Origin of the sequence: Shimia sp. R9_2, assembly GCF_017743735.1 — a bacterium.
Classification (GTDB): domain Bacteria; phylum Pseudomonadota; class Alphaproteobacteria; order Rhodobacterales; family Rhodobacteraceae; genus Shimia.
This window is the reverse complement of the sequence record NZ_JAGHRO010000002.1, coordinates 91,319-107,319: the sequence shown is the minus strand read 5'-3', so window position 1 is coordinate 107,319 and position 16,001 is coordinate 91,319. Positions and strand designations below refer to the sequence as shown.

Below are 16,001 nucleotides of genomic sequence, written 5' to 3'. Positions count from 1 at the left end.
TTGAAGAATTAGCCTGTGTCCATGGATGAGTTTGAGAAAGGACCAGAGAGATGAAACTTGAGCATGTGAACCTGACTGTCCGTGACCCGAAGGCGACCGCCGCGATCCTGTGTGATTTGTTTGATTGGCAGGTCCGTTGGGAAGGTGATTCCATCCATGGTGGGTACAGCGTGCATGTCGGGGAGGCAGAAAGCTATCTCGCGCTCTATGCGCCGCCCGTGGATATTCAAAATGCGGAAAGCAGCTATTACCGGGCGGGTGGGCTGAACCATGTGGGGATCGTGGTGCGCGATCTCGACCTGATTGAGGCGCGGGTGAAGGCGGCTGGATTTGTGCCGACCAGCCACGCCGATTACGAGCCGGGGAAGCGTTTCTATTTCGATGGGCCGGATGAGATTGAATATGAGGTGGTGAGCTATGCCTGATACACGCGGAGTGGGCCCGGTGGGGCTGTTGTTGTGGTGTGGCGCGCTGTTGGGCGTTGGCTTTCCGCTGAGCAAGATTTCCTTTGCCGCCGGTGTGTCGCCGATGGTCTGGGCCTTGCTGGTGTCGATGGGCGCGAGCCTCAGCCTGTTGCCGGTGCTGGGGGTGCGGGGGCAGCTGTCATGGCCCAAGGGGCGCATGCTGCGCTATGTGGTGATCTCGGGACTGGTGAGTTTTGCCGGGATCAATCTGATGATCTTTGGTCTGGTGCCCAAGCTTGGTGCGGGGCAGGTCGGGATGATGTTCGCCCTGTCTCCGGTGGCCACGCTGGCGCTGTCTGTGTTGTTTGGCATGAAGGCGCCGGGTCGGCTGGGCCTTTGGGGCATCGGATTTGGTCTGATCGGGGCGTTGCTGGTGGCCTTTGGGCGGGGCGGCGTGGAGGGCACGCTTTGGTGGTCGCTTGCCGGGCTGGCGATTCCGTTGATTTTGGCGGCGGGTAATGTGTATCGCACGCTGGATTAGCCTGAAGGCGCGCATCCGATAGCGCTGGCGTTCTGGAGCCATGGGGTGGCGATTGTGGCGCTTATGGCGGTGATGATCTGGCGCGGTGATGGCGTGGACATTGGGAGCCTCTCTGCGGTGCCTTGGGCCGCGACTTTTCAGGTGGTTGCGGCGGCGCTGACCTTTCCGGCTTATTTTAAGCTGCAGCAGCTGGGCGGTCCGGTGTTGTTAAGCCAGATCGGCTATGTGGCGGCGGCGGTGGGACTGGTGATTGGTGTGCTGTTGCTGGGCGAGCGCTACGGGATGCTGAGCTGGATGGGCGCAGCGATCACGGCACTGGGCATCGCGCTCACGGTGCTGGCGCAGAGGAACCGGCCGTTGGATGTTTCGCTGCCGATGCCGCTTGGTCGGCGGACCCGCGCGCGGCTTGGAGCCTGTGCCGCGCCAGTGAGTGAAACATCCGCTCCACGTATTAAGGTGTTGTAATATCGCATTATAACAGAGATGGCCCGGGGCGCTGCGCTGCGGGCTGTTTCGCGCCTATGAGCTGCGCGCGGGCAGGCTTGCTTGCAGTTTTTTGGTCAGGCCGCTGCGCACGATGTCATAGGACACCAGAATGCGGTGGCGGAGCTCCTCGGGATCGGACTCCAGCGGCAGGTGAATCCAGCTGCGGTGGAAATAGGGCGCTTTGACGCCGACACCCGCATCAATCAGCATTTGCGCGGTTTCGATGCTGTCGGTTTTCACCGACACGCCGGTGTTCTGGCTGCCGATGCAGGCAAACATTTTGCCACCCACTTTCCACGCATCATGCCCGCCGCCAAAGGGATCAGACAGCTCAGCGCCCGGAAGGGCCGCGCAGATGGTGTTGACGGTGTCTCGGCTCATGCGCTGAGTTTGGGCGGAGGGCGACAGTGGGTCAACAGTGATTAGAGCGCACTTGAGGGCAGAGGTCTCTTGACGGTCGAGGGTGCGCCGCCTAGGGTCGCCCCTATGAAAACCGCACGCACCATCATTATTTGCTGCTGCATTACCTGCTGACATCGTCACGCGGGCCGGTCTTCTATTTCAAAAATGAGAGAGAGTTGGTAAGCCCGCCACGCGAAACCCGTGTGCTGAGGAGCCACTTATGACTGAGATCCGAACCGAGATCACGCTGCACAACACTCTGAGCCGTAAGAAAGAGATTTTTACGCCAATCAAAGCGGATGATGTGCGGATGTATGTCTGTGGGCCGACGGTCTATGATCGCGCTCATATTGGCAATGCGCGGCCTGTGGTGGTGTTTGATGTGCTCTACCGCCTGCTGCGGGAGGTCTATGGCCCAGAGGCGGTGACCTATGTGCGCAACTTCACCGATGTGGATGACAAGATCAACGCGCGTGCGGCCGAGAGCGGGCGGGCGATTGGCGAGATCACCGCGGAGACCACGCAATGGTATCTTGATGATATGGGGGCGTTGGGAGCGATGGAGCCCAACGAAATGCCGCGTGCCACGCAGTATATCGATCAGATGATCACCATGATTGAAAAGCTGATCGCGGATGGCTTTGCCTATGCCCATGACGGGCATGTGCTGTTTCGGGTGCGCAAGTATGACGACTACGGCAAGCTCTCGGGCCGTTCGGTGGATGATATGATTGCGGGCGCGCGGGTTGAGGTGGCGAGTTACAAAGAAGATCCGATGGATTTTGTGCTCTGGAAGCCTTCCAGCGAGGATCTGCCCGGCTGGGAGAGCCCCTGGGGCCTTGGGCGTCCGGGCTGGCACATTGAGTGCTCTGCTATGTCCTATGAAATTCTGGGGGCGTCTTTTGACATTCACGGGGGCGGCAATGATCTGATGTTCCCGCATCATGAGAATGAGATTGCCCAGAGCTGCTGTGCCAACAAGGGCGCGCCGATGGCGAACTATTGGCTGCACAATGAGATGCTGCAGGTGGAGGGCAAGAAGATGTCCAAGAGCCTTGGCAACTTTTTCACAGTGCGCGATTTGCTGGATGGGCATGATGGCAATCCCGGTGTGCCTGGGGAGGTGATCCGCTTTGTGTTCCTGAGCACCCATTATGGCAAGCCGATGGATTGGACCGCCAAGAAGGCGGCGGAGGCAGAGGCGACGTTGCGCAAGTGGCGGACGCTGACGGCGGATGTTGCGCCTGCTGCGGAGGTTCCCGCCGAGGTGCTGCAGCCTGTGGCGGATGATCTGAACACCGCAGGCGCGATTGCGGCACTGCACCAGTTTGCCAGTGCTGGCGATGCGGCCAAGCTCTTGGCTGGGGCGCAGTTCCTTGGGTTGTTGACCGCAGAGATGGGCGCATGGGCGGAAGGCGTTGATCTGTCAGCCTATGAGACACTTCTGGCAGAGGCGCGGGCCAAGGCGATGGAGACCAAGGATTTTGCCGAGGTGGACCGGATCAAGACAGCGCTCACAGAAGCCGGTGTTGAGGTGCGCATGAGCAAGGCGGGTGTTGAATTGTTGCCTGCCGCTGGTTTTGATGCGGCCAAGCTGGAAGAAATCTAGATGGCCACAGGCGGTCGGGCCTCAAACGGTCCGACTGAGATTATTGATACCAAGAAAAAGACGGGCCAGCGGGAGCGAGCAATGACCAAAGAACGCCTCTATCTCTATGACACCACGCTGCGGGACGGGCAGCAGACGCAGGGTGTGCAGTTTTCAACCGATGAAAAGGCACAGATCGCAGCGGCGCTGGATACGATGGGTATTGACTATATCGAAGGCGGCTGGCCAGGTGCGAACCCCACCGACAGCGCGTTCTTTGAAACCAAACCCAAGCTCAACGCGACCTTCACCGCCTTTGGCATGACCAAACGGGCGGGCATGTCTGCAGAGAATGACGATGTGCTGGCGGGTGTGCTGAATGCGGGCACGGAGGCGGTCTGTCTGGTGGGTAAGAGCCATGATTTCCACGTGACCAAGGCGCTGGGCATCACGCTGGAAGAGAACACCGAGAATATCGCCAAATCCATGGCCCATATGGTGGCGCGGGGACGGGAAGCGCTGTTTGATGCGGAGCATTTCTTTGATGGCTATAAGGCCAACCCGGAATATGCGCTGGAAGCGGTGAAGGCGGCCTATGAGGCGGGGGCGCGCTGGGTGGTGTTGTGTGACACCAATGGCGGGGCCTTGCCGCGTGAGGTTTACGAGATCACCAAGGCGGTGATTGCGGCGGGCATTCCCGGCGATCATCTGGGCATTCACACCCATAATGACACCGAACACGCCGTGGCCAACTCGCTGGCCGCGGTGGATGCGGGTGCGCGGCAAATCCAAGGCACACTGAACGGGCTGGGCGAGCGCTGTGGCAATGCCAATCTGACCACGCTGATCCCGACATTGCTGCTCAAAGAGCCCTATGCCAGCCAGTTTGAGATTGGCGTGTCCAAGGAAGCTTTGACCGGGCTGACGCGCACCAGCCGGATGCTTGATGACATCCTCAACCGCGTGCCGATGCGGCAGTCGGCCTATGTGGGGGCCAGTGCCTTTGCCCATAAGGCCGGGCTGCATGCCAGCGCGATCCTGAAAGATCCGAGCACCTATGAGCATATTGATCCGGCTGTGGTCGGCAATGCGCGCATCATTCCGATGTCCAATCAGGCGGGGCAGAGCAACCTGCGCAAACGGCTGAGCGACGCGGGGCTGGATGTGGCCAAGGGCGATCCGGCGCTGGGCGACATTCTCAACCGGATCAAACAGGCCGAGGCCAAAGGCTACAGCTATGATACGGCGCAGGCGAGCTTTGAGCTTCTGGCGCGCGATGCGCTGGGGCTGGGGGCGAGCTATTTTGATGTGGAGCGCTACCGTGTGATTTCCGAGCGCCGCCGCAATGCGCGCGGGGCGACGGTGGTGGAAAGCGAAGCGGTTGTGACCGTGCAGCTGCCCAATGGCGCCAAGACCACCAGCTATTTCAAAAACGATCACGCCGATGATCTGAGTGACGAAGGCCCGGTGAACGCGCTGTGGCAGGCGCTTAAGGCCGATCTTGGCCCGTATCAGGGTGTCATTGATGATGTGCGTCTGGTGGACTTCAAGGTGCGCATAACCAATGGCGGCACCGAGGCTGTGACCCGCGTGATCATAGACTTTGAGGACGACAAAGGGCGGCGCTGGGCCACGGTGGGGGTCTCTGCCAACATCGTGGATGCAAGCTTTGGCGCGCTTCTGGATGCGTTGAACTGGAAGCTTGCGCAGGACGGCACGCGGGTGGCGGTCTGATGCGGCTGCGCGCGCAGGTGAGCGCCGAGGGGCGGCGGTGATGGCACCAGATGCGGCAGAGGATATCGCTGCCTGCGCCGCATTGGTGCAGAAGGCGGACCCTGATCGGTTTGTCGCAACCATGGCGGCCAAACCGGCGGCGCGGGAAAAGCTTTTGCCGATCTATGCGTTCAACGTCGAGGTGGCGCGCGCACCCTGGGTGACGCAGGAGAGCATGATTGCGGAGATGCGCCTGCAATGGTGGCGCGACGCTTTGGAGGAAATCAAAGCGGGCGGGATGGTGCGCCGTCATGAGGTGGTCACGCCTCTGGCACTGGTGCTCGATGGCGAGAGCGCAGCACTGCTGGATCAGCTGATCGAAGCGCGGCGCTGGGACATTTATCGCGATCCGTTTGAAGATGCTGCGCATTTTGAGCGCTATCTGGAGCAGACCTCTGGCGGGTTGATGCAGGTGGCGGCGCAAGCGCTTGGGACCTGTGCGCCGGAGGTGGCGCAGGATGTCGGCTATGCGCTGGGGCTGGCCAATTGGCTCAAGGCGATCCCGGCGCTGGAAGAAGCCAAACGGGTGCCGCTGGTGGATGGACGCCCGGAGGCCGTGGCGGCGTTGGCGGAAACAGGTCTGGTGCGGCTGAAACGAGCGCGGGCAGGCCGGAGGGCCGTGAGCGCGGCGGCGGGACAGGCGTTCTTGGCCGCCTGGCAGGCGGAGTCGGTGTTACGTCAGGCGGCGCGGGAGCCCGAGCGGGTGGCCGCAGGGGCGCTTGGCATGAGCGAGTTTGGCAAACGCGCGGGCCTGATGTGGCGCGCGTTGTCGGGCCGTTGGTGAGACAAGTCAGACGCGGCGCCTTATGGCGCAACGTCGATTTTGAGTAATTTTGGCAGAATGAAGATAGCGCGGCTTTAGGCTGTCTCTTCCTGGGGGCGCAGCACCAGCCAGATCAAGGCGCCACCGGCCAGCATCAGGAAAGGCGCCATCGCGAGGTTGACGCTGGTCCAGCCGGCAACTGCGCTGCCGCCGGAGCAGTTCATCAGACCGCCGGAGGCCAGCGAGGCCACGGTCACACCGCCAAAGACGATGAAATCGTTCATGCCCTGCATGCGGCCGCGCTCGCTGGGCTCATGTGCGCCTGCCAGCATGGTGGTGGCCCCGATAAAGCCGAAGTTCCAGCCAAGGCCCAGCAGGATGAGCGCGATGAAGAAGTTTTCAAGCTCCACGCCCTGAAGGGCCACAGCGCCGGCTCCGGCGAGGATCAGGAGACCAAGAGCGAGGATTTTCTCAACCCCAAAGCGCGCGATCAGGTGGCCGGTGAAGAACGACGGCGCAAACATCGCCAGCACGTGGGCGGTGACCACATCGGCGGCGTCGTTCTGCTCAAAGCCACAGCCCACCACAGCGAGGGGCGTGGAGGTCATCACAAGGTTCATCAGCGCATAAGACACCATGGCGCAGATCACGGCCACGGCGATGCGGGGCGTGGTGATCAGCTCCCAGCGGCTGCGGCCTTTTGGGGCGTCCTCGGTCGGGGCTTCGGGCGTTGGGATGTCGATGAACAGAAAGAGCAGCGAGCCGACCACATTGAGGGCAATCACGCCGAAGTAGGTGCCCATGAAAGGCACGATCATCGCATCGGAGGTGACTTTGACCAATTGCGGACCGACAATCGCGGAGAGCAGACCGCCTGCCATGACATAGGAGATGGCTTTGGGCCGGAAGGCATCAGAGGCAGTGTCAGCAGCGGCAAAGCGGTAAAAACCCTGCGCGGACATATAGATACCGGTCATAAAGGATCCCAGCAGGAACACCGGAAAGGAGCTGAGATAAAGCCCGTAAGCGCCAATGGCGCCACCGAGTGCGCCGCCCAGTGCACCGAGCAGGAAACCCACGCGGCGGCCGTATTTCTGCATGATGTTGGAGATCGGCGTGGCCGAGAGCATGGAGCCCAGAACGATCAGCGAAATCGGCAGGGTTGCGAAACAGAGGTTGGAGGCAAGCGATTGCCCCGCAAGGCCGCCAATGGTGAAGATCATAGGCATCTGGGCGCCAAGGAAGGCCTGTGCCAGAACCAGAATGAATACGGTACGGCGGGCGCGGGTGTCGTCTACTACAGTGCTCATGCGCCAAGCGTTAGCTTGTTCACTAGCTCAGGTCCAGCGTTGCGACATCATTAACGCATCACGATATGTGAATGTGTTTATTTGCAAGTGTGATTGCGCAGGAAACGGGTTGCGATTGTTGCTGTGCCGGGTAGGCGGGCTGGCAGCGGTTTCAGGAGTTGAGTGGCGCGTGGTGTGCGCCTAAAGCTTAAGACGAAAAGAGGGAGGCGGGCGATGGCCGTGGGTCGGATTATCAGAACGGATGCCTGTGTGGCGGAAGGGGCCGCTTGGCTCGCGGGGCAGGATGCACGGTTTGCGCGCGCGCTGGCATTGACCGGAGATTTGCCCCTGCGGCTGCGGCCGGATGGGTTTGACCAGCTCTTGAGCGCGATTGTCAGCCAACAGGTGAGCGTGGCTTCGGCGGCGGCGATCTGGGGGCGGATGCAGGAAGCGGGGCTGGTGACGCCTGAGGCCGTGATGGCTGCGAGCGAAGAGGATTTGAAGGTTGTGGGCCTAAGCCGCCAGAAGATGCGCTATGCGCGGGCTTTGGCGGCAGAAGGCATCGATTTTGACGCGCTGCGCGAGGCTCCAAATGAGGTGGTGTTCAAGACCCTGACCAAAGTGAGCGGCATCGGCATCTGGACGGCAGAAATCTATGCGATGTTCTCGCTGGGCCGCGCAGATGTGTTTGCGCCCGGCGATCTGGCGCTACAGGAGAGCGCACGTATGCTGTTTGACTTGCCGGAGCGCCCCAAGGAACGGGCGCTGCGGGAGATGGCGGAGGCGTGGTCCCCCTGGCGCAGCGTGGCGGCGCGGCTGTTGTGGGCGTATTACCGGGTGGATAAGGGGCGCGAAGGGGTGCGGTGAGGCATCCTTTCTGAAGAGATAAAGTCATAGATCAGATAGGTAGCAAGCTATGTGGCGCGTTTTTCTTTAGCTTTCAACGCTGTCTGAACAGGTGTCGTAGGGCAAAGAAGCCATTGAGCGCTGTGAAAATGCTACTTCGCTATGCTGGCCTCTGTGGTCGATTATAAGACGGCTGCCTTCAATCTCGGTATTGGAAACGATGATCTCACGCCGTCCGCCGGTGTCGTCCACGTCAATGGTGAAGGCCAAGGTTTCGCCAGCGGGCAATGTTTCAATATCCAAGTGAACTTGGGATTGACCGTCACGCACGTGGGGTTGGCGCTTAAGCGCTTCGGCGTTTCGCTGGAGTTCGAAAGGTTGAAATACCTCGACGCCTGCGCCGCTGGAGCTGACGTCAAAGATCAGCCCGGCCGGTGAGCCTGACAGATCAATGGTCACAGTTGCATCAACAAGTGCGCAAGCGGAGGTGTTTGAGATTTCAAAGCGATCCTTCGGCGCGCCCTCTATAAAACGCGCGGTGATGCTTGTGTCGGCAAAAGCGCCGGATGTATAGGCGCTGAGACAGGCCGCTGTAGCGACGAGATGAATGAGCCTCATGTGACCCTCCCTTGATGCTGCGATTACGGTGCAAGCAATCTGTTGGATCAAAGAGTAGTTTTTGCCTTACGGATGAACCGATACAAAAAGGGCGCCCCGAAGAGCGCCCTTTCTTTTCACTGTCCCGTTACAACTTAGCAGCTGTAGTACATGCCGAATTCGACTGGGTGCGGGGTGTGCTCGTAGTGCTCCACCTCTTCCATCTTCAGCTCGATGTAGCCTTCGATCTGGTCTTTGGTGAACACGTCACCTGCCAGCAGGAAGTCGTGATCTGCGGTCAGTGCTTCCAGAGCTTCGCGCAGGGAGCCACATACGGTCGGGATGCCAGCCAGTTCTTCAGCAGGCAGATCGTAGAGGTTCTTGTCCATGGCTTCGCCTGGATCGATCTTGTTCTTGATGCCGTCAAGGCCAGCCATCAGCAGCGCTGCGAAGCACAGGTATGGGTTCGCGGATGGATCTGGGAAGCGGGCTTCAACGCGCTTGGCTTTCGGGCTTTCGGTCCATGGGATACGGACACAGCCGGAGCGGTTGCGTGCGGAGTAGGCGCGCAGAACTGGTGCTTCAAAACCCGGGATCAGACGCTTGTAGGAGTTGGTCGATGGGTTGGTGAAGGCGTTCAGGGTTTTTGCGTGCTTCAGGATGCCGCCGATGAAGTACAGAGCTTCGTCAGACAGGTCCGCATATTTGTCGCCTGCAAAGAGCGGCTTGCCGTCTTTCCAGATGGACATGTTCACGTGCATGCCGGTGCCGTTGTCGCCGTAGATCGGCTTTGGCATGAAGGTGGCGGATTTGCCGTAAGACGCGGCCACGTTGTGGATCACGTATTTGTACTTCTGCAGCTCGTCTGCCTGCTTGGTCAGGCTGTCAAAGATCAGGCCCAGCTCGTGCTGACAGGACGCCACTTCGTGGTGGTGCTTGTCAGTTTTCATGCCCAGACGCTTCATGGTGGAAAGCATCTCGGAGCGCAGGTCGTGGCTGTCGTCGGTTGGGTTTACCGGGAAGTAGCCGCCTTTGACGCCAGGGCGGTGGCCCATGTTGCCCATTTCGTATTCGGTGTCGGTGTTCCAGGAACCGTCGATCGCATCAACTTCGTAGGATACTTTGTTGATTTTGTTCTCAAAGCGAACGTCGTCGAACAGGAAGAATTCTGCTTCCGGGCCCATGTAAGCCACATCGCCGATGCCGGAGGACTTGAGGTAAGCTTCGGCTTTTTCGGCGGTGCCGCGTGGGTCACGCTCGTAAGCTTCGCCGGTGTCCGGCTCAACGATGGAGCAGTGGATGCAGATGGTTTTTTCGGCATAGAACGGATCGACATACGCAGAGGTGGTGTCCGGGATCAGTTTCATGTCGGAGTTTTCGATGGATTTCCAGCCAGCGATGGAGGAGCCGTCAAACATGAAGCCTTCTTCGAGGAAGTCTTCGTCAACGAGATCCACGTCCACGGTCACGTGCTGCAGCTTGCCGCGTGTGTCGGTGAAACGGATGTCGACATAGGCCGCATCTTCGTCTTTGATCAGCTGGAGAACTGCGTCTGCGCTCATTCCCTTTGTCCTTCTGATTGCTTTAGAATTTAAGTGTGATTACAGCGCGTCCGGACCGGACTCGCCGGTACGGATGCGAATGGCTTGCTCCACTGGGGAGACAAAGATCTTGCCGTCGCCGATCTTGTCGGTTTTGGCAGCGCTCACGATGGCCTCGATTGCGCCGTCCACCTGATCGGATTCAAGCACAACTTCGATTTTCACCTTGGGCAGAAAATCAACGACATATTCAGCGCCGCGATAGAGCTCTGTGTGACCCTTCTGGCGACCGAAGCCTTTGACTTCGACAACGCTCAGACCCTGGATGCCAAAATCCTGCAGTGCTTCTTTCACTTCATCAAGCTTGAACGGCTTGATGATGGCTTCGATCTTCTTCATGTGGAGGCTCCTCCTCAGGTGCGTTCTTGTCAGTTGACAGACCACTTTCGATTGGGGGTCACAATTGGATAGGGTAACACATTGTGAATGCGCCTATCGGAAACATGCTGTGTGATTAAAAAATAGGCAATAAGGCGCGCAAATAAGCGGAATTGAATCGCAGGATGCATCGAGAATGAGCGAAATTTTGACGGCTGCCCAAATGCGCGCCATTGAGCAAACCGCAATTGAGTCGGGCGAGGTCACCGGACTGGAGCTCATGGAGCGGGCCGGGCGGGGTGTCGTCGAGGCGATTTTTGAGCAATGGCCGGCGTTGGGTGATGCTGGCGCTTTGCACGACAAGCCGCTCCGAGAGGATGGTTTGGAAGGCGGTCAGGCCCCAAATGCAGTTTCTGATGGGGGCCAGCCCCCATACCCCCGGGATACTTCCGGAAAGAGAAAGCGCGCGGTTGTGCTTTGTGGGCCGGGCAACAATGGCGGGGATGGTTTTGTGGTGGCGCGGCTGTTGCATCAGCTTGGCTGGGAGCTGGAGGCGTTTCTTTATGGGAATGCAGAGAAATTGCCACCTGATGCACGTGAGAACTATGAGCGGTGGTTGGAGTTGGGGGCGGTCCGCACGCGCGCGATTGATCCGCCACCATTGTTGGATGATAGTGTGCACATCGAAGGTCCTTGCGATCTTGTTGTCGATGCGCTGTTTGGCACCGGGCTGACGCGACCTTTTAGGTCAATTTTCTCTATGTTCGCGGATCAGAATTTGCGCAAGGTCATGGCAGAGGCTGGCTGTAAGGTTGTGGCAGTCGATATTCCCACCGGCTTGTGCAGTGACAGCGGCGCTGTGTTGGGCACATGTATTCCGGCAGACCTTGTGGTGACCTTCCACCGCAAAAGCTGGGGCATGTTCTGAAAGACGGACCAGCCTTTTGCGGGGCTGTGACAGTGAAAGATATTGGTCTGCTTGAAAGGCATGGTCAGGTGATCCCGGAGGAGCAGCGCGTGCGGGAGGTGGTGAACCTGCCTGTCGATTTGGATAAACAGGCGCCGCACCACAAATTCTCTCATGGTCATGCGCTGATCCTTTCCGGTGGTTCCGGCAAAACCGGCGCGGCGCGGCTTGCGGCACGTGGGGCGTTGCGAATTGGCGCAGGGTTGGTGACGCTTGGGGTGCCGCCAGCGGCGCAGCAGGAGGTGGCCTGTCAAATCACCGCGCTGATGTTGCAGCGGGTGTCGGATGGCGAAGCGCTGGCAGAGGTCCTGCAGGGTCAAAGGCTCAATGCACTTTGCCTTGGCCCCGGATTGGGGCAGGAGCGTGCGCGGGATTTGGTGCCTGTGGCGCTGAAGTCAAAGCGTGCAACTGTTCTGGATGCCGATGCGCTGAGCGCTTTTGCGGCGGAACCAGAGCAGCTTTTTGAGATGTTGCATGAGAGTGTCGTGCTCACCCCGCATGGTGGCGAATTTGCGCGGCTGTTTCCGGATATTGCCGAGCGACTGGCTGTGCCGCCAACCAAAGGCCCGGCTTACTCCAAAGTGGATGCCACGCGCGCGGCGGCGGCGCGGGCAGGGTGCACGGTTTTGTTTAAGGGGTCGGATACGGTGATCGCCTCCCCCAATGGAATGTGTGGGGTGCACGCGGCGGTGTATGAGCGCAGCGAGCCCTGGTTGGCGACGGCAGGTTCCGGGGATGTGCTTGCGGGTTTCATCACAGGGCAGTTGGCGCGTGGATTTGCACCTCAATATGCGGCGGAAACGGCCGCATGGCTGCATGTGGAATGTGCGCGGGTCTTTGGCCCCGGATTGATTGCGGAAGATTTGCCCGAGACCCTGTCTCAGGTGCTGCGCACACTGTTGAAATGAGGTGCTGCCGCGCGGTTTGAGGCTTTTGGGGGGCGATTCAGCAGTTATCAAGCTCTCTTTGTCATGCTGGGGCCACTCAGACTGACACAAGGCGCGCATGTACAATGGAACGGTACAGCTTTTGGGCGTTGGGGGAATCTCATGTTTCCCTCTCCGGCAACAGTATTTTGGACGGGATCACACAGGGCGACGGCAGTCACCTTGTGGGGGAGATTATCACGCTGAATGACAATGCGTGGGAAGAGATTTTTGTCCGCGACGATGATGCCAATGTTGACGACAATGACAATTCGCAAGTGCTTGATGGAAATCAGAGTTTCGATGGTGTCACCTATGGCGACAATCTGCGACTTGAGGCGGAGTACGAATTTGTTGTGCAAGACATCAGCACTGGGGAGACCTACCGTATCCTGTCGGTGAACTTCAACAATTCGCAGGTCAGCTTCAGCACCGTGGAGGGCTTGGCCTTTGTTGACAGCTTCCCGCCCATCGGTGTGCCGCTCAAGATTATCTCGGCTAAAGAAGGCCCCGGCGGCAACGCACCGGTGCATGAGAGCGAGCTCGCTGCGCCGCCGTGTTTCACCACCGGCACAAAAATCGTCGTGAAGGGCGGCGAAAAGGCGGTGGAAGCGCTGGAAGTCGGGGATGAGGTGCTGACGCGCGACAATGGGTTTCAGAAGGTCCGCTGGCTGGGGCAGGTGTCTGTCTCCGGTGCGGACCTCAAAAGCCATCCGCAATTTCGCCCGATCCGGATCAGACGGGATGCCTTTGGACCAGGGATGCCGCATCGTGACATGCTGGTTTCACCGCAGCATCGGGTGCTGCTGTTGGGCTGGCGCGCAGAGCTCTGGTGCGGGGAGCGCGAGGTTCTTGCGGCGGCCACACATCTGGTGAATGACCGCACAGTTACGGTGGCCCATGATGTGCCTGCGGTGACCTATGTGCATGTGCAATTTGACCAACATGAGATCATCACCTCTGACGGGTTGGCCACGGAGAGCTTCAATCCCGGCCCGCAGTCGCTCAAGGCGCTGCCAAATGCCAGCCGTCGGGAGCTGTTTGCCTTGTTTCCCGAGCTGAAAACCGGCGCTTATGTCAGTGAAACAGCGCGTCCTGTGGCCCATCAGCGCGAGGCGCAAATCATCGCGCAGGCGATTTAGAAAAAACCTGCGCCGGGAGTGCGTTTTTCCTCTCGCATCCCGTTTCAAGCTTTGCTAAGACGCGCGGACCGTGCGGGTGTGGCGAAATTGGTAGACGCACCAGATTTAGGTTCTGGCGCCGCGAGGCGTGGGGGTTCAAGTCCCTCCACCCGCACCATTGGCTCAATGAAAGAGCCCTATTTGCAGAAAAATCAGAGACTTAGACTTGTTGACGCACAGATAATGCGACACACAGCGTAGACACATTTCAATGGGTCTGCACACGAAACTCAAATACATTGATATGGTGTGTAAAGATAAAACCACCCCACGTTACCGCCGCAGAATACGAACTCGCATTCAGGCCGCTTTGGGTCGGTAGTGGTTTCAAGTCCACTTTCGCCAGAAGTCAGGGGCTAGGATGATCGCTGTATGGGAAACTATTTGCGTGAGTTTGATCGGTTGGTTGTCGAAACCACAAAGCGGATGAAAGGCGAAGACAACCGAAGCCCCGCGATGCTTTGGCGTGATGCCATCTTGAGAGCCGAGGGTCTCAAGATGGGGTCCAAGGTCTGGACCGTGACGAAGCGCGCACCATTGTTGCCGAAGGCTCGGTCAAGCAAGGCGAAGACCCCCTTGTGGTTAAGGCTGTCTTGGTTCCGAATTTGGAAGCACCTGCGATCACGCTTTTGGATGCCCGTAACATCTACGCTGAAGAGCGCGTTCAGGGGGGATGCTGACAAAACCAAACGGCTTGAACGTCATGTCTCCCGAATGGAACACGTTTTGGGTCCGCTTAAGGATATGCCTTTGGTCCCCCTCAAACGGGAACATGGTCGCGAGGTTCGCGACTATCTCTTGAACACGTATCGCAAAAAGGACGGAAACAAGCTCTCAGTCGATAGAGTCAGTCGAGAACTTTCCATTATGTCTGCAATGGTGTCGCTGGGTAGGAGGATCTGGAAGCGCGGTGTCATAGGGGCATCCTTCGCGGGCGTCAGGTTGGGCTGGTGAATTGCGCTGCAGATAGGGGGGTGAATTTGATAACGGGGTGTAAAGGCCCTGTCTAAATCGGCCAATTGGCTGTGTTGACGGAGGGGGGGTAGCTATCTCTGGGAGGGCGGCATTTTACCTTTTCTACCTTGGGTGGTTGTCGTCCCGGACTAGGATTCGCGTGGGCGACTCGTGCACGACGACGTCAGAAAGCGCGCTCAGATCAGCTGTGGTCGCAGCGATCCGAGCGCCTGCCTCTTTAAGCCGCAGAAGGATGTGCTAAATGAAAGGTCACCCGATTCATCATTGGGCTGCCTTTTGCGCGCAGTTGCGCGTGGCGATGCAGCTCCTCCAGACACAAAGCCGCAAGGAGCATGTGTTTTGAAGCCAGACCTACACTCCGCCGCACGCCTGTCCGTTGCACCCATGATGGATTGGACGGATCGCCATTGCCGGTATCTGCATCGGCTGCTGTCCAGACATACGCTGCTCTATACCGAAATGGTCACTGCGCCGGCGTTGGTGCGGGGCGGGGCTGTGCATTTGCTGGATTTCAGCGAGGAAGAACATCCTGTGGCGCTGCAGCTGGGTGGCTCGGACCCTGAGGAGCTGGCCAAAGCGGCCAAGCTGGCCGAGGCGCGGGGCTATGATGAGATTAACCTGAATTGCGGCTGCCCGAGTGATCGGGTGCAATCGGGCACCTTTGGCGCGGTTTTGATGCGCTCGCCGGAGCTCGTTGCGGATTGCATGAAGGCCATTCAGGATGCGGTGTCTGTTGAGGCGACGGTGAAATGCCGCATCGGGGTGGATGACCAGATCCCCGAAGAGGTGCTGCCGCATTTCATTGAAACCATGGCCAAGGCCGGAGTGCGCCGGATTTCGGTGCATGCGCGCAAAGCCTGGTTGCAGGGGCTCAGCCCGAAAGAGAACCGCGACATTCCTCCGCTGGATTATCCGCTGGTGCATCGCATGAAACAGGCCTTTCCGGAGCTGCATATCTCCATCAACGGCGGCATTGAGACCCTTGATCAGGCAGAGAAACATCTGGCGGACGGGTTGGATGGCGTGATGATCGGACGCTCTGCTTATCATACCCCGTCTGATGTGCTTTGTGCTGCGGATCGGCGGATTTACGGCGTGGGGGCGGACAGTGATCCGGTCGCCGTTGTGCAGCAGATGCTGCCCTATATCGAAGCGCATCTCTCGCAAGGTGGAAAGCTGCATCAGGTCACGCGCCATATGCTGGGCCTGTTTGCCGGTCGCCCCGGTGCGCGCGCCTGGCGGCGCTACCTGTCTGAAAACGCCACCGCAAAGACCGCCGGGCCGGACACCGTTCTGGCAGCCCTCAGCCATGTGACGCAATCCGCGGCCTGAGCAGCGCGTCTA

General features: G+C 59.1%; 14 protein-coding genes, 1 tRNA gene and 1 pseudogene. 11 read left to right on the top strand and 5 right to left on the bottom strand.

Translation table 11 applies throughout. From position 1 onward, the window contains the following. Positions 1 to 50: 50 nt before the first annotated feature. From J7400_RS05055 to J7400_RS05045, 3 genes are read left to right on the top strand one after another with little or no spacing between them, the layout of a single operon-like run. Positions 51 to 425: a VOC family protein gene (locus tag J7400_RS05055; RefSeq protein ID WP_209060447.1), complete on the top strand. Its 375-nt coding sequence runs from the start codon at positions 51 to 53 to the stop codon at positions 423 to 425. Next, positions 418 to 945, top strand: a complete 528-nt coding sequence (locus tag J7400_RS05050; protein ID WP_209060445.1) for an EamA family transporter — start codon at positions 418 to 420, stop codon at positions 943 to 945. The genes J7400_RS05055 and J7400_RS05050 overlap by 8 nt, the downstream gene beginning before the upstream one ends. A gap of 18 nt (positions 946 to 963) precedes the next feature. Continuing rightward, positions 964 to 1,410: an EamA family transporter gene (locus J7400_RS05045; RefSeq protein WP_348540145.1), complete on the top strand. Its 447-nt coding sequence runs from the start codon at positions 964 to 966 to the stop codon at positions 1,408 to 1,410. Positions 1,411 to 1,464: 54 nt separating this feature from the next. Here J7400_RS05045 and J7400_RS05040 read toward each other — a convergent pair whose 3' ends face one another. Further along, positions 1,465 to 1,812, bottom strand: a complete 348-nt coding sequence (locus tag J7400_RS05040) for an MmcQ/YjbR family DNA-binding protein (protein WP_209060442.1) — start codon at positions 1,810 to 1,812, stop codon at positions 1,465 to 1,467. A gap of 241 nt (positions 1,813 to 2,053) precedes the next feature. Between J7400_RS05040 and cysS the strand changes: the two genes are divergently transcribed. From cysS to J7400_RS05025, 3 genes are all read left to right on the top strand, one after another. Beyond that, a complete protein-coding gene (gene cysS / locus J7400_RS05035) occupies positions 2,054 to 3,442 on the top strand; it encodes a cysteine--tRNA ligase (protein ID WP_209060440.1) in 1,389 nt (462 codons plus the stop codon). An 81-nt stretch (positions 3,443 to 3,523) separates the two neighbouring features. Next, positions 3,524 to 5,155: a citramalate synthase gene (gene cimA / locus J7400_RS05030; protein WP_209060438.1), complete on the top strand. Its 1,632-nt coding sequence runs from the start codon at positions 3,524 to 3,526 to the stop codon at positions 5,153 to 5,155. A gap of 40 nt (positions 5,156 to 5,195) precedes the next feature. Continuing rightward, positions 5,196 to 5,978 (top strand): squalene/phytoene synthase family protein, encoded by a 783-nt coding sequence (locus J7400_RS05025; RefSeq protein ID WP_209060436.1) that lies wholly within the window; start codon positions 5,196 to 5,198, stop codon positions 5,976 to 5,978. Between the two features lie 74 nt (positions 5,979 to 6,052). Here the strand turns inward: J7400_RS05025 and J7400_RS05020 are convergent, their stop codons facing one another. Further along, a complete protein-coding gene (locus J7400_RS05020; RefSeq protein ID WP_209060434.1) occupies positions 6,053 to 7,267 on the bottom strand; it encodes an MFS transporter in 1,215 nt (404 codons plus the stop codon). A 213-nt stretch (positions 7,268 to 7,480) separates the two neighbouring features. Here J7400_RS05020 and J7400_RS05015 point away from each other — a divergent pair, with 213 nt between their 5' ends. Beyond that, complete coding sequence (locus J7400_RS05015; protein ID WP_209060431.1) at positions 7,481 to 8,113, top strand: DNA-3-methyladenine glycosylase 2 family protein; 633 nt, start codon at positions 7,481 to 7,483, stop codon at positions 8,111 to 8,113. Between the two features lie 66 nt (positions 8,114 to 8,179). On the opposite strand, the gene J7400_RS05010 is transcribed toward J7400_RS05015, so the two are convergent. From J7400_RS05010 to J7400_RS05000, 3 genes are all read right to left on the bottom strand, one after another. Next, positions 8,180 to 8,710, bottom strand: coding sequence for an aggregation factor core (locus J7400_RS05010; protein WP_209060430.1), 531 nt, complete (start codon positions 8,708 to 8,710; stop codon positions 8,180 to 8,182). Between the two features lie 134 nt (positions 8,711 to 8,844). After that, a complete protein-coding gene (glnA, locus tag J7400_RS05005; RefSeq protein WP_209060426.1) occupies positions 8,845 to 10,251 on the bottom strand; it encodes a type I glutamate--ammonia ligase in 1,407 nt (468 codons plus the stop codon). A 39-nt stretch (positions 10,252 to 10,290) separates the two neighbouring features. Further along, positions 10,291 to 10,629, bottom strand: coding sequence for a P-II family nitrogen regulator (locus tag J7400_RS05000; RefSeq protein WP_209060422.1), 339 nt, complete (start codon positions 10,627 to 10,629; stop codon positions 10,291 to 10,293). 175 nt (positions 10,630 to 10,804) lie between these two features. Here J7400_RS05000 and J7400_RS04995 point away from each other — a divergent pair. The 4 genes and pseudogenes from J7400_RS04995 to dusA all read left to right on the top strand — a co-directional run bounded on the left by J7400_RS04995 (position 10,805) and on the right by dusA (position 15,989). Next, positions 10,805 to 12,483 (top strand): annotated as a pseudogene (locus J7400_RS04995) (NAD(P)H-hydrate dehydratase). Between the two features lie 104 nt (positions 12,484 to 12,587). Then, a complete protein-coding gene (locus tag J7400_RS04990) occupies positions 12,588 to 13,643 on the top strand; it encodes a Hint domain-containing protein (RefSeq protein ID WP_209060419.1) in 1,056 nt (351 codons plus the stop codon). 72 nt (positions 13,644 to 13,715) lie between these two features. Beyond that, positions 13,716 to 13,800, top strand: a tRNA-Leu gene (locus tag J7400_RS04985). 1,196 nt (positions 13,801 to 14,996) lie between these two features. Next, a complete protein-coding gene (gene dusA / locus J7400_RS04980) occupies positions 14,997 to 15,989 on the top strand; it encodes a tRNA dihydrouridine(20/20a) synthase DusA (protein ID WP_209060416.1) in 993 nt (330 codons plus the stop codon). Positions 15,990 to 16,001: the final 12 nt, after the last annotated feature.

Excerpts from the sequence above, each read along its gene's own strand:
- J7400_RS05055 (WP_209060447.1), top strand. The coding sequence starts at position 51 with ATGAAACTTGAGCATGTGAACCTGACTGTCCGTGACCCGAAGGCGACC.
- J7400_RS05050 (WP_209060445.1), top strand. The coding sequence starts at position 418 with ATGCCTGATACACGCGGAGTGGGCCCGGTGGGGCTGTTGTTGTGGTGT.
- J7400_RS05040 (WP_209060442.1), bottom strand. The coding sequence starts at position 1,812 with ATGAGCCGAGACACCGTCAACACCATCTGCGCGGCCCTTCCGGGCGCT.
- cysS (WP_209060440.1), top strand. The coding sequence starts at position 2,054 with ATGACTGAGATCCGAACCGAGATCACGCTGCACAACACTCTGAGCCGT.
- cimA (WP_209060438.1), top strand. The coding sequence starts at position 3,524 with ATGACCAAAGAACGCCTCTATCTCTATGACACCACGCTGCGGGACGGG.
- J7400_RS05025 (WP_209060436.1), top strand. The coding sequence starts at position 5,196 with ATGGCACCAGATGCGGCAGAGGATATCGCTGCCTGCGCCGCATTGGTG.
- J7400_RS05020 (WP_209060434.1), bottom strand. The coding sequence starts at position 7,267 with ATGAGCACTGTAGTAGACGACACCCGCGCCCGCCGTACCGTATTCATT.
- J7400_RS05015 (WP_209060431.1), top strand. The coding sequence starts at position 7,481 with ATGGCCGTGGGTCGGATTATCAGAACGGATGCCTGTGTGGCGGAAGGG.
- J7400_RS05010 (WP_209060430.1), bottom strand. The coding sequence starts at position 8,710 with ATGAGGCTCATTCATCTCGTCGCTACAGCGGCCTGTCTCAGCGCCTAT.
- glnA (WP_209060426.1), bottom strand. The coding sequence starts at position 10,251 with ATGAGCGCAGACGCAGTTCTCCAGCTGATCAAAGACGAAGATGCGGCC.
- J7400_RS05000 (WP_209060422.1), bottom strand. The coding sequence starts at position 10,629 with ATGAAGAAGATCGAAGCCATCATCAAGCCGTTCAAGCTTGATGAAGTG.
- J7400_RS04990 (WP_209060419.1), top strand. The coding sequence starts at position 12,588 with ATGGAACGGTACAGCTTTTGGGCGTTGGGGGAATCTCATGTTTCCCTC.